Annotated in this window: 7 protein-coding genes; 4 read left to right on the top strand and 3 right to left on the bottom strand. The window is 69.0% G+C overall.

Annotation, left to right across the window (positions count from 1 at the left end):
• Window positions 1-8: 8 nt before the first annotated feature.
• Entirely contained in the window at window positions 9-1,433 is a 1,425-nt protein-coding gene (locus tag OG959_RS37035) for an extracellular solute-binding protein (protein WP_326665636.1), read from the bottom strand.
• Window positions 1,434-1,647: 214 nt separating this feature from the next.
• A complete protein-coding gene (locus tag OG959_RS37030; RefSeq protein ID WP_326665634.1) occupies window positions 1,648-5,937 on the bottom strand; it encodes a discoidin domain-containing protein in 4,290 nt (1,429 codons plus the stop codon).
• A gap of 526 nt (window positions 5,938-6,463) precedes the next feature.
• Between OG959_RS37030 and OG959_RS37025 the strand changes: the two genes are divergently transcribed.
• Entirely contained in the window at window positions 6,464-7,216 is a 753-nt protein-coding gene (locus OG959_RS37025; RefSeq protein WP_326665632.1) for a hypothetical protein, read from the top strand.
• Here OG959_RS37025 and OG959_RS37020 read toward each other — a convergent pair.
• A complete protein-coding gene (locus OG959_RS37020; protein ID WP_326665630.1) occupies window positions 7,188-7,682 on the bottom strand; it encodes a GNAT family N-acetyltransferase in 495 nt (164 codons plus the stop codon). The genes OG959_RS37025 and OG959_RS37020 overlap by 29 nt on opposite strands.
• A 185-nt stretch (window positions 7,683-7,867) precedes the next feature.
• Here OG959_RS37020 and OG959_RS37015 point away from each other — a divergent pair, with 185 nt between their 5' ends.
• The 3 genes from OG959_RS37015 to OG959_RS37005 all read left to right on the top strand — a co-directional run bounded on the left by OG959_RS37015 (window position 7,868) and on the right by OG959_RS37005 (window position 12,763).
• Window positions 7,868-8,605: a 4'-phosphopantetheinyl transferase family protein gene (locus OG959_RS37015; protein WP_326665628.1), complete on the top strand. Its 738-nt coding sequence runs from the start codon at window positions 7,868-7,870 to the stop codon at window positions 8,603-8,605.
• A 46-nt stretch (window positions 8,606-8,651) separates the two neighbouring features.
• Window positions 8,652-10,292 (top strand): phosphoglucomutase (alpha-D-glucose-1,6-bisphosphate-dependent), encoded by a 1,641-nt coding sequence (gene pgm, locus OG959_RS37010; RefSeq protein ID WP_326665626.1) that lies wholly within the window; start codon window positions 8,652-8,654, stop codon window positions 10,290-10,292.
• Window positions 10,293-10,411: 119 nt separating this feature from the next.
• A complete protein-coding gene (locus tag OG959_RS37005; RefSeq protein ID WP_326665624.1) occupies window positions 10,412-12,763 on the top strand; it encodes an FHA domain-containing protein in 2,352 nt (783 codons plus the stop codon).
• Window positions 12,764-12,768 lie beyond the last annotated feature (5 nt).

Raw genomic sequence — 12,768 nt, 5'->3', positions numbered from 1 at the left:
CGCGTCCGTTACTGGTTCGCCAGAACCTGGTTGACCTGCTGCTCCGCGGTGGAGAGCAGCTTGTCGATGTTCGCGTCCTTGTTGGTCAGCACACCCGACATGGCGTTGTCGAGGATCTTGTAGATCTCCTGCGCCTTCGGCGGTTCGGCCTTGCCCGGAACGGGGTTGTCCATGAAGGCCTTGAAGTTCTCGACGGGCATCGTCGCGTTCGCGGCGCGCGCGGCGTCGTCCTTGGTCTTGCTCTCACCCAGGAAGAAGTTCGGCTGCGGCAGCCCGACGGGGAGTTGGTCGGCCTTGGTGCGCGCCCAGTCGAACTGCCCCTTGCCGACCGTGAGGTTCTTGAAGTTGAGCCAGGCGATGCCGGCCTTGATCTGGTCGGGCGAACTGCCCTTCTTGATCAGGTAGTTGTTGCCTCCGAAGAGGGTGCCCTTGGCGCCGGGGATCGGGCCCAGGCCGAAGGTCTCGTACTTGGCGCCGAGCTGCTGCACCATGTAGGCGATGTCGTCGGGGGCGGCGAGGAACATACCGAGCTTGTCGCTGGCGATCTGCTTCTGGAGGTCGCCCCACTTCAGCAGCTGCGTCTTGCCCATGCTGTCGTCCTCCCAGCGCATGTCGTGCAGCTGCTGGAGGACCTGCTTGCCGGAGGCGTCGTTGAAGGCCGCCTTCTTGCCGGACGCGTCGACGATGTCACCGCCGAGGCCGAACTGGGTGGCGGCGAAGTGCCAGCCGCCGTTGTTGCCGGCGCTGTACTCGCCGTAGCCGGAGATGCCCTTGCCCAGGCCCGCGATCTTCTTGGCCGCGGTGCGGACCTCGTCCCAGGTGGCCGGCGGCTTGTTCGGGTCGAGACCGGCCTCGGTGAACAGCTTCCGGTTGATCATCAGACCCATGGTGTAGTTGCTGGTCGGCAGGCCGTAGAGCTTGCCGTCCTTGCGCGCCACGTCGACGACCTGGGTCTGTATGTCCTTGAGCGCGGGCACGGTCTTGTCCGTGACGTACGCGGAGATGTCCTCGGCACCATCGTTGTCCAGCACCTGCTGGAGGTCGCTGAAGTAGGCGTAGAAGACGTCGGGTTGCGACTTGCCCTTCAGCATGGCCGTGAAGCGGGGCGGCTCGTTGCACTGGCCGGGGGTGGACTTTCCGTTGATCTTGACGTTCGGGTAGGTCTTGTTGAACGTCTTGATGTCCTCGTTCCACTCGCGCAGCTCCGCGGCCTTGGCCGCCGGCGGCATGCAGTCGATCGAGATCGTCACCTTCGCCTTCGGGTCGAGCGGGGCGGACGGGTCGGACGATCCCTTGGACGCGCTGTTCGTGTCCTCGTCCTTGCTGCTGCTCGTTCCGCAGGAGGCGAGCGAGGTCAGGGCAAGTGCGGTGACAAGGGCAGCCGCGGAGGCACGGCTGATACGGCGTGTGCGGCGCAACCCAGCACTTCTCATCGATGGTCCCCTTTGGGCATGAGCGTGGATGGCCCTCGGCCGACTCTCTGCCGGGGCGAGGCACACTCAACCAGCGTCGACATGTGAACGCAATATCTCGCGCAGTTTTCGTAAAAGTTTGACAGTGCTCCGCACGCGGCGTGCGGGGCCCGGCGGGCGCGCAGCACGGAGCGCCGTCCGGCGGACCGGACGGCGCCCCTGGTTGCGGTGCCGGTTACGGGTTGATGTTGATCTTCATGGTGGACGTCGTGTTCTTCACGTCCAGGGCGTTGCCGCTGAGCTTCAGACCGTTGAAGGTCACCTCGCCGACAGCGGGCCCCTGGCCGGCCTCGGGCATCTCGTTGGCCCACAGTCCGAATCCGGACTTGGCGTCGTAGGCGTCACCGCTCTTGCGTGCGCCGGAGATCGAGATGTCGGTCAGGATCGTGTCCTTGATCGGGAACTGGGGCTGGCCTCCCACGTAGTTGGTCTGGAACATGATGCCGCTGTACGTCGGGTCGACGATGTCCACATGGTTGATGCGGATGCCCTGGAAGACCTTGGAGGCGGAGAACAGCCAGATGCCGGGGAAGGTCTGCGACCCCCAGAAATGGCCTCCGGAACGGAGTACGGAGACGTTCTCGACCGTGGTCGGACCGGTCCCGAAGCCGTTCATCGGGTAGCCGAAGTCCAGCGAACTGACCGTGATGCCGGAGTAGACCAGGGTGTCCGCGATGAGGATGTTGCGGAAGGTGTTGTCGTAGCCGCCGTAGACGGCGACGCCCGCAGCACGCCAGGTCAGCAGCGACGTGAGGTTCTCGTAGACGTTGTTCTTCATGTCCGCGCCGCCGGAGTCGATGGCGGAGAACAGCGCGAAGCTGTCGTCTCCGGTGGCCCGTGACTCGTTGTTCACGACGTGGTTGTCCGTCGAGCCGTTGGTCATGTTGATGCCGTCGGCGAACGTGTTCCGGATGCGGGAGTTCTTGATGGTGACGCCGTCGGTGTTCGCGCCCCAGTAGAGGCACACCTGGTGCTCGTTCCAGACGTTGTCGATGACGATGTCCGAGACGTTGGAGAAGTCGAACACCTTGCCGGGGCCGTCGATGCGCGAGGTGTAGTTGCCGAAGTACGCGAAGTTCGCGAACGTCGAGCCCTTGGCACTGGCCTCGGCGCGGAAGCCGTTGTCGGTGTTCTCCTGGGACGAGGGTGCGAAGAACCTGGTGTACCAGGGCCCCGCGCCGACGACCTTGACGGCCTTCCCGTAGACCTGGAACTTGCTCGCGGTCTGGTAGTCACCGGCCGGCAGGTAGACGCCCACCAGCTTGCCCGTGGTGTCCATCCGCACCTTGTCCAAGGCGTTCTGGACGTCCTGGTGAGTGAAACCGGCGGGAACGGCGTAGGCGGCCGCGTCCGGGTTCGGGATCTGCGTGGCCTGTTCCAGGCTGACGAAGTCGATCGCGTACGTGCTGGTGTTCGCGGCGTCCTTCTGCAGCCGGATCTTGCTGCCCGCCGGAACGGTCCTGCCCAACAGCATGTTCGCCTCGTCGTAGATGTGCCGCGGCGAACCCGAACCCGGGGAGTTGCCCGGACCGGTCTCGGCGCCGTACAGCCACGCGTACTTGGAGGTGAGGTCAATCGCCTTGAGGAAGGTGCCGTCCACGTAGACGTTCAGCTTGGAGTCGATGCCCCCGCCGCCCGCGGAGTCCGGGATGGAGAAGCGGGTCACCAGCGAGTTGGTGCTCGCCCTGGTGGTGAACTCGACGTAGTTGCCGGTGCTGTTGAGGGTGACGGCCTTACGGCCGGACGCCTCGCCCGCGACGTCGCCGACGGTCCTGTTCGGGCCGACGACCTGGGCGCCGCCGCCGGTGACACCGTCCTCCGCCTCGTACATGTCGTACGGCATGTTGGCACCGCGTCCGACGAAGAGCGAGCTGGTGGCGGTGTTGTTCTCGCGCTTCACCGGGAGTTCGTTCGTGTCGTCCGCGATGACCGTCCGCACGGAGTACGAGCCGTTGGCCGCGGTCCAGCTGCCCAGGCTCACCGGGGCGCTCGTCGCACCCGCGGCTATCGCCCCGGTGTAGGTGCCCGTGAGGGTCTTCACCGTGGCGCCCTTGGAGTCGAGCAGGGTCAGCGTGATGGCGTGGCCACCCGCCGCGGAGGCCACCGAGCCCTGGTTCTTGAGAGCGACGGAGAACGTGACGTTCTGACCGGCGGACGGGGCCGACGGGGAGGTGCTGACCCCCGTGGAGACCAGGTCCGAGCTGGCGACCGGCTTCACGACGAGACCGGTCGTGCTCGTGTAGGTGTTGTCGGTCTCGTTCTGCTCGATGATCTCGTTCGCCGGGTCGGCGACCGCGCTCAGTGCGTACGTGCCCGCGTCACGCGCTCCGATGCCGGCGCTGACCTGGGCGGAGGCCCCGCCCGCCAGCGCGCCCACGGACGCGGTGGCGACCTTGGAGCCGCCGAGCCGGAACTCGACCTTGCTCGCCGGTGCCGCGACCGAACCGCTGTTGCGCACCGTCGCGGTGAGCGTGACCGGGTCCGACTCGACGGGCGCGGCCGGAGCCGACGTCACCGAGCTGACCTGGAGGTTCGGATTGGGCGCCGGGGCACCCAGTACCTGGAACTCGGCTACCTGACCGGCGCCCGAGCCGGTGTTGGAGTTGAACTTCAGCTGGACGTCGGCGACCCGGCCGCTGACCGGAATGGTCACCGTGTTGCCGCTGCCCGGGCTGAACGCGTAGTCCTTCGCCGCGGCCAGGCTGGTGAACGCCGAGGCGCTCTGCTCCCGGCCGAGGACCTGGATGTTCTGGGTCCTGGCGCCCCAGCTGCTGTCCGGGTTCAGCTTGACGACGACGTTCTCGGTGTCGGCGTTGGCACCCAGCTTCACGGTCAACGTGTTGGGGTAGCTGCCCCCGGCGCCTTCCCAGTAGGTGGTCACGCTGTTGTCGTTGGCGTTCTCCGCGACGAACGTGTGGACCACGGACGAGGCGGTGATGGGCTTGCCGATCGCGAGGTTGGACGCCGTGCCCGTGCTGCCGTTGCGGGTGACGGTGTTGCTGTCGCCCGATACGTTGCCCGCCGCGTCCTTGGCCCGGACGGTGTAGGAGACGGTGGTGCCGGCGGACTGGGTGTCGGTGTAGGTGGTGACATCGCCGGCCACGCTCCTGCGCAGCACGTTGTTGGCGTAGATGTCGTACCCGGTGACGCCCTTGTTGTCGGTGGACGCCTGCCAGACCAGCTTGATCTGACCGGCGGTCGTCTCGGTGAAGCCCAGGTTCGCCGGTGCGGTCGGCGCCTGGGTGTCACCGGTGCCCCCGGTCCGGGTCACGGTGTTGCTGTTCCCGGAGACGTTGCCCGCCGCGTCCTTGGCGCGGACGTAGTACGACACGGTGGTGCCGGCCGGGCGGGTGTCGGTGAACGTGGTGACGTTGCCCGCCACGCTGGTGAGCAGTGCGTCGCCGGCGTAGATGTCGTAGCCGGTGACGGCCGTGTTGTCCGTCGACGCGTTCCAGGTCAGCCTGATCTGGCCGGTGGCCGGTTCGGTGTACGCCAGCTGCGAGGGTGCGGTGGGCGCCTGGGTGTCACCCGACTCGGGTCCGTAGACCTCCAGCTCGGAGACCTGGGCGCCCGGCTGGACGGAGTTGGCACTGACGAGCACGCGCACATAGCGGGTGGTGGTGGCGTCGAAGGAGATCGTCGCCGTCTCACCTGCCGTGGGGCTGAAGGTGTACGCCTGGGACTGTGTCACGTCGCTGAAGTCGGTGCCGTTGGTGCTGCTCTGGATCTTCAGCGTCTGACTGCGGGTCTCCCAGCCGTCCGGCAGCCGCAGGACCACCCGGTCGACCCGCACCGAGGACCCGAGGTCGGCCTGGATCCACTGGGGCAGGGCGCCGTTACGGCTCTCCCAGTAACTGCCCGCGTTGCCGTCGTTGGCGTGAGCGGCGATGTACGTCTCGGTGTAGCTGCTGGCCGTGAGCGTGCGGCCGGCCGCAAGGTTCACCGACGACTCCGCCGCCGCGCGCACCTCCAGCTCGGCGAGCTGGCCGTTCTCCGAAGCGGAGTTCGCGGTGATGTTCGCCCGTACGAACCGGGCGCGGGTGGCCGGGACGGCGATCGTCACCTTGTTGGAGCTGCCCGGTGCGAAGGTGTAGGCGGCCGAGGTCTTCAGTGTGGTGAAGCTCGTGCCGTCGGCACTGCCCTGGAGCGAGAGGGTCTGGCTGCGGCTCTTCCAGTCCTCGGGAAGCTTCAGGGTGACCTGGTCGATGCGGGTGACCTTGCCCAGATCGCTCTGCACCCACTGGGGAAGGGAACGGCCCGACCCTTCCCAGTACGTCGACTGTTGTCTGTCGGCGATGTTCCCGGCGTCCCTGCCGCTGCCCGCACTGCTCGCGGCCGTCCTGTGACCGGCGGCGATGTTCGGGCCGCCGGCGGCCGACGCGTTGAGCGCCGGCCAGCCGACCATCAGCAGGCTGGTGGTGAGGGTGGCGGAAAGGACCCGCCATCGGCGGTGTTGCGTTCTCATTTGTCCCCGATCTCATCGGCCTCGGCGCAGGGCGCGACCAAGGCGCGGCTCTGTCTGCGTGCCCGTTGGTCATGACTTTCTGCACCAACGGGAATGGACTTTTGCGTTTTGCGGTCAGAGAATTGCAGAGAAGTGACGCCTCGTCCACTGCTGTGACACAAGAAGGAGTCCGGGCCGACTCGCACATTCCGCCCTAACTCACCTGATGCGCGCGCTATTTGAGTGCTCAGCAATCAGGCGATGACCCGGTGGTTCCAACGCAAGCCTTTTGCGTATTTATGAAAGGCGCTGAAAGGTGCCAGCTCGCAGGGGAGGCGGGATGCAGCCCGACGCCCGGCCATGGTGCGTAGGGTCGGCCGTTCGTACACCCGAACTCTCGGGAATCCTGTGCTCGGTGACGGAGTCGGCGTGGGGCACGCGTCCCTGCTCCACGCCGGCACTGGACGGTTCCAAGCGATGCCACGGGTCAGCCCATCAGCACGCAGGCGGCCCTGCGCGGTCCGCCGGGCAGCGAAAGAGACACGCCGTGTCGTCGGAGACCTACCGCACGCCGCTCCGCACCCCCGGTGCCGCAGCCTTCTGCCTCACCGCCACCACCGGCCGCCCGGGCATCGCCATGACCGGTCCCGGCATCATCTGGCTCGTACACGACCGAACCGGCTCCTACGCCGCCGGACTCGTGACCAGCGGATTCGCCGTCGCGGAGTCCCCGACCGGGCCGCAACTCGCCACGCTGGTCGACCGATTCGGCCAGACCCGCGTGCTGCCACCTGTTCTCCTCGCCCACGCCATCTCCGTGGGCACCCTGCTGACCCTCGCCGAGAACACCAGCCCGCACGGGCTGCTGACAGCGGCCGGAGTGCTCATGGGCGCCACGATTCCGCAGCTCGGGGCTATGTCGGCCGCCCGCTGGTCAGCACTGCTGCGGGGTCGGCGCGCCGCATCGCCGCCCACCGCCTTCGCCCTGGAATCCCTCGGCAACGGGCTCTGCTGCCTGGCCGGGCCGGCCCTGATCACCGCGGTCGGAGCGAGCAGCGACCCGGCCCACGGCATGGCACTGGCCACGGCCTTGGTGATCGGCCGCGGACTCGCCCTCGCCACGCAGCGCGGCACAGCGCCCCCTACGTCCGGCGCCGCCGAACTCAGGGTCGCACGGCCGTCTCCCCGATCCTGGTGCTCTCCTCGGTGCTCACCACGGCGGCGGTGGTGGAGCGCGTTGCTCCCACCGGGCGTTCACGTGCCCGCCCGGTTCAGCCCGCCGGGCTCCAGCGGTATCTGACGTCCGGCTCGTTCTCCTCGTTGCGGCTGCCGTCGTCGAACCCGACGGGAGCGAACCCATGTCGCTCGTAGAAGGCCCGCGCACCGGAGTTGCGCCGGAAGGTGTACAGGGCGAGCCCTTGCGGGCTGCGCTCCCTGGCCTTCGCCAGCAGCAGTGTGCCGATCCCCCGGCGCAGCATGTCCGGTCGCAGATAGAGGTGTTCGAGCTCATCGCCGTCGAGCGAGACGAAACCGACCGGCTCCGGCGCTCCCCCGCCCTCCCGGACCTCGGCCACCCAGACGTCCGTGCCGGGCAGTACGACATGGGTCATCCAGCCAAGTGTCGCCTCGTCACTGTGCACCCTGGTCAGGTACGGCATGGCTGCGGCGCGCGCATCCAGAAAGAGGCGGGTGAGGCGGTCGGCGTCCTCGACGCGTGCCTCCCGCAGCTGTGCCGCGTCCGGGCGCGGGTGGCTGTCCGATGACATCCGGGGTCTCCTGTCCGAAGGGGCCGGGTGGCCCGGGAGTCCGCCGCAGCTCGTGAACGCGCTGAACCGGCCACCCTGTGATCGAACGTACGTCTACCCCTGTCCGGATCTCCATAGGATATCCGTGACCGCTCCGCCGTGACACGTCCTCACGGCTCCCGCCCGGCGAAGGAATCGACGTAACGGTGTACCAGCCCAACGTGTTCGCGTTCCCCGAGGACGGCCACCGGATCCCCGCCCCCCTCTTCCCGCCCGGCTCCCCCGCGCTGTGGCTGGTGGACGCGGAACGGCAGAGCGGGCACGCGCAGCGGCTCGCGCCGGGAATCCTGGATGCAGGCGAACTCGACAGAGCCGCACGCCTGGTCGTCGCGGCCGACCGCAGGTGCTACGTCGCCGCGCACGTGGCCCTGCGGCTGCTGCTCGGGGCGCGGCTGGGCGTCGCTCCGGACGCCGTGCGCCTCGGACGGGAGCCGTGCCCGTCCTGCGGCGGCCCGCACGGCCGCCCCGCGACCGACGGCGGTGTGCACTTCTCCCTGTCGCACACCCGTGGGGTGGCGTTGCTGGCGTTCGCGGACAGGCCCGTGGGTGCGGATGTCGAGCTCGTCCCGAAGCTCGAAACCGTGTCCGAGATAGCCGGTCAGCTGCATCCGGCGGAGACCCGCGAGCTGGCGGAGCTTCCCGGGGAGCAGCGTCCTGCCGCCTTCGCCCGGGTGTGGACCCGCAAGGAGGCCTATCTCAAGGGCGAGGGCATCGGCCTGGCCGACGGACTCGCGGCCGAACACGTGGGCACCGGTCCTCACCCCCGGCCGGGCCCCACGGGGTGGACGGTCACCGATGTCGGGGTCCCCGCCGGGTACGCGGCGGCGGTGGCGGTCCGCGCGGCGGGGCAGCCGCCCGCCCGTGAGGGCGAGCGGCGAAAATGACGGGGCGGGCAGATCGCACGGAACGACCGATACGGAGGAGTGGCAGATGCCGCAGACACGAGCCGGGCAGCAGGCACGCCCGGAGGACCTGACCGATGTGGCGCGGCTGGTGACGGCGTACTACACGCTGCACCCCGATCCCGCCGAACCGGGGCAGCGGGTCGCCTTCGGCACCTCGGGGCATCGCGGATCGTCGACGGCCACCGCGTTCAACGAGGACCACATCGCGGCGACGAGCCAGGCGATCAGTGAGTACCGGGCACAGCGGGGCACGGACGGGCCGCTCTTCCTCGGGGCCGACACCCACGCGCTGTCGGAACCCGCGCGGGTGACCGCCATCGAGGTGTTCGCCGCGAACGACGTGACCGTGCTCATCGACTCCGCGGACGGCTACACGCCGACCCCCGCGGTCTCGCACGCCATCCTCACGTACAACCGGGGCCGCGCCTCTCACCTCGCCGACGGGGTGGTGGTGACGCCCTCGCACAACCCGCCGGGGGACGGCGGGTTCAAGTACAACCCGCCGAACGGCGGCCCGGCCGGGTCCGAGGCGACCGGCTGGATCCAGGAACGGGCCAACGAGATCATCGCCGGCGGCCTCAAGGACGTGCGCCGCATGCCGTACGTCCGGGCGCTGGCAGCGGCTTCGACCGGTACGTACGACTTCCTGGGCAGCTATGTGGCGGACCTGCCGTCCGTGCTCGACCTGGACGCGGTGCGCGCGGCCGGCGTACGGATCGGCGCCGACCCGCTGGGCGGCGCGTCGGTCGCGTACTGGGGCCGCATCGCCGAGCAGCACCGGCTCGACCTGACCGTCGTCAATCCGCTCACCGACCCCACCTGGCGCTTCATGACGCTGGACTGGGACGGCAAGATCCGGATGGACTGCTCCTCGCCGTACGCGATGGCCTCGCTGATCGGGCAGCGCGACCGTTTCCAGATCGCCACCGGCAACGACGCCGACGCCGACCGGCACGGCATCGTCACCCCGGACGCGGGGCTGATGAACCCGAACCACTACCTCGCCGTGGCCATCAACTATCTGTACGCGCACCGGGACCAGTGGCCCGCTGGTGCGGGTATCGGCAAGACCCTCGTGTCGTCCGGCATGATCGACCGGGTCGCCGCCGGTCTCGGCCGGCAGCTGGTCGAGGTACCGGTCGGCTTCAAGTGGTTCGTGGACGGCCTGGCCGACGGGTCGCTCGGCTTCGGCGGCGAGGAGTCGGCCGGGGCCTCGTTCCTGCGCCGTGACGGATCGGTGTGGACGACGGACAAGGACGGCATCCTGCTGGCCCTGCTCGCCTCCGAGATCCTCGCGGTGACGGGCGATTCGCCGTCCCGGCACTATCAGGCGCTGACCGCCCGGTTCGGTGAGCCGGCCTACGCCCGGATCGACGCCCCCGCCGACCGCGATCAGAAGGCCGTGCTGGCACGCCTCTCCCCCGAGCAGGTCAGCGCCGACACCCTGGCGGGCGAACCGGTCACCGCCGTCCTGACCTCGGCGCCGGGCAACGGGGCCGCGATCGGCGGAATCAAGGTGACGACGGAGAACGCCTGGTTCGCGGCGCGCCCCTCGGGCACCGAGGACGTCTACAAGATCTACGCGGAGTCCTTCCGCGGCGCCGAGCACCTCGCCCGTGTCCAGGAGGAGGCGAAGGCCGTCGTCTCCGCAGCCCTGGAGGCCTGACGGAAGCCGTCTCCCCTCGCACGACCGGTGCGGGGGGAGACGGTCCGGCTCCTCCCCGCACGCCCCGCGCACCGCCGACTGGTCGGGCACATAACCGTACCGGTCGATAGAATTCGGGCATGGGAGAGCCGCCGGCCGCACCGACTGCACCCGAACTCGTACTCGAAACCGACGCAGGACCCACGGTGATGAGTCCGGGCCGGGAGTACCACGTCGGACGCGACCCCTTGAGCGACATCGTGATCGACGACGTCCGGGTCTCGTGGCACCACGCGGTGCTCAGGGCGCCGGACGGCCACTGGTCGATCGAGGACGAGGGCAGCACGAACGGCACCTACGCCGGTGGCCGGCGGATCCGTGAATCGGACGTCGGACCCGGCACCCTCCTGCGTTTCGGTCATCCGGAGGACGGCCCGCAGGCCGTGCTGAAGGCCAGGCCCGCGCCTGCGCCGACGCCCTCACCGGAACGTCCCTCCGCCGTCTCCGTGCCCGCCGCGACCGGCACCTTCCGCCGGCCGACCACCGTGAGGCCGCTGCCGTCCCGCACCGTCCGGATCGGCCGCGGATCCGGGAACGACCTGGTCGTCGACGACCTGAGCGTCTCCCGCCGCCACGCCGAACTGCTGGCCCATACGGACGGCACGTACGAGATCGTCGACCTCGGCTCGCACAACGGAACCTTCCTCAACGGTCAGCCGGCCGACCGCGCACCCGTCTCCCCCGGAGACATCGTCGGCATCGGCCACTCCGCCTTCTGCCTCGTCGGGGACACGCTGCAGGAGTTCGTCGACACCGGTGAGGTGTCGCTCGACGTCCAGGACCTGGCGGTCACCGTCGACAAGGGACGTAAGACGCTGCTCGACCACGTGGCCTTCCCGGTGGGCCAGAAGTGCCTCCTGGGGGTGGTGGGGCCCAGTGGTGCGGGCAAGTCCACGCTCCTGAACGCCCTGACCGGACTGCGCCCGGCCGACGAGGGGACCGTCCTCTACGACGGCCGCGATCTCTACCACGACTACGCCGAACTGCGCCAGCGCATCGGCCTGGTACCGCAGGACGACATCCTGCACGCCCAGTTGACCGTACGCCGAGCGCTCGGTTACGCGGCGGAGCTCCGTTTCCCGCAGGACACCGCCAAGTCCGAGCGTCAGGAACGCGTCACCGAGGTGGTGCGCGAGCTCGGACTCGAACAGCGCGCGGGCCAGCCGATCCACAGTCTCTCCGGAGGCCAGCGCAAACGGGTGAGCGTGGCCCTGGAGCTGCTGACCAAGCCGTCACTGCTCTTTCTCGACGAGCCGACGTCGGGGCTCGACCCCGGTATGGACCGCTCGGTCATGCACATGCTGCGCGGTCTCGCCGACGACGGCCGCACGGTCATCGTCGTCACGCACAGCGTCCTGAGCCTGGACGTGTGCGACCGGCTGCTGGTCCTCGCGCCGGGCGGGAGGATCGCCTACTACGGTCCGCCCGGGGACGCGCTGGCCTTCTTCGGATTCGCCGAGTGGCCGGAGGCGTTCGAGGCCTTCGAGAACGACCGCGACCGTCCCTGGGCCGAGGAGTTCGCCGCCTCCCCTTTCCACCGGCAGTACATCGCCAACGCCAGTTCGCAGCCCCGGCTGCCGCACGCCGCTGCCGCGGAGGTCGCCCCGCCGCCCAAGACCCGCAGCTGGGGTGCGCAACTGCGGACCCTCGTACGGCGGTACGCGGCCGCGCTCGGCGCCGACCGGACGTTCCTCGTCATCATGATCGCGCTGCCGTTCGTGATGGGCGCCATGACACGGGCCCTGGCCGGAAGCAAGCTGACCCAGGAGACGGCGATGAACGCGCTGCTCATCCTGTGTGTCGGCGGCGTCCTGACCGGCGCCGCCAACGCGGTCCGGGAACTGGTCAAGGAACGGGTGATCTACCAGCGGGAGAGAGCCGTCGGCCTGTCCAGATCCGCGTATCTGATGTCCAAGGTCGTGGTGCTGGGCACCATCACGGTGCTCCAGGCCGTCGTGCTGACCCTGGTCGGTCTCGTGGGCGTCGATCTCAACGCCCCGGGCGGTAAGGGGGTGCTGCTGCCGCCCCTGGCCGAAATCACCCTGACGGTGGCGCTGTTGTCCTTCACCGCGATGATGCTCGGCCTGCTGGTGTCCGCACTGGTACGCAAGGAGGAGGTCACCATGCCCCTCCTGGTGCTGCTCGCGATCGTCCAGGTCGTCTTCTGCGGCGCGCTGCTGAAGCTGCACGGGGTCCCCGGCATCGAGCAGTTGTCCTGGCTGATCCCCTCCCGCTGGGCGCTGGGCGCCATGGCGGGGACGATCGACCTGGCGAGGATCGTTCCCGGGAAGCTGACCGCGGACCCCCTGTTCGAGCACTCCGCCGGAATCTGGCTCCTCGACATGGGAATGCTGGTCGTGCTCTCCGTCGTCTTCGGATTCGCGGTGGCCCGGCTCCTGCGCCGGCACGAGCCGGCCATCATGCGGAAGTAGGGGCG

Origin of the sequence: Streptomyces sp. NBC_00385, assembly GCF_035917155.1 — a bacterium.
Taxonomy (GTDB): domain Bacteria; phylum Actinomycetota; class Actinomycetes; order Streptomycetales; family Streptomycetaceae; genus Streptomyces; species Streptomyces poriferorum.
The sequence above is the reverse complement of the archived record's forward strand: the minus strand, read 5'-3'. Positions and strand labels throughout refer to the sequence as shown.

Coding starts and splice junctions, on each gene's coding strand:
- OG959_RS37035 (WP_326665636.1), bottom strand. CDS start 1,433: ATGAGAAGTGCTGGGTTGCGCCGCACACGCCGTATCAGCCGTGCCTCC.
- OG959_RS37030 (WP_326665634.1), bottom strand. CDS start 5,937: ATGAGAACGCAACACCGCCGATGGCGGGTCCTTTCCGCCACCCTCACC.
- OG959_RS37020 (WP_326665630.1), bottom strand. CDS start 7,682: ATGTCATCGGACAGCCACCCGCGCCCGGACGCGGCACAGCTGCGGGAG.
- pgm (WP_326665626.1), top strand. CDS start 8,652: ATGCCGCAGACACGAGCCGGGCAGCAGGCACGCCCGGAGGACCTGACC.
- OG959_RS37005 (WP_326665624.1), top strand. CDS start 10,412: ATGGGAGAGCCGCCGGCCGCACCGACTGCACCCGAACTCGTACTCGAA.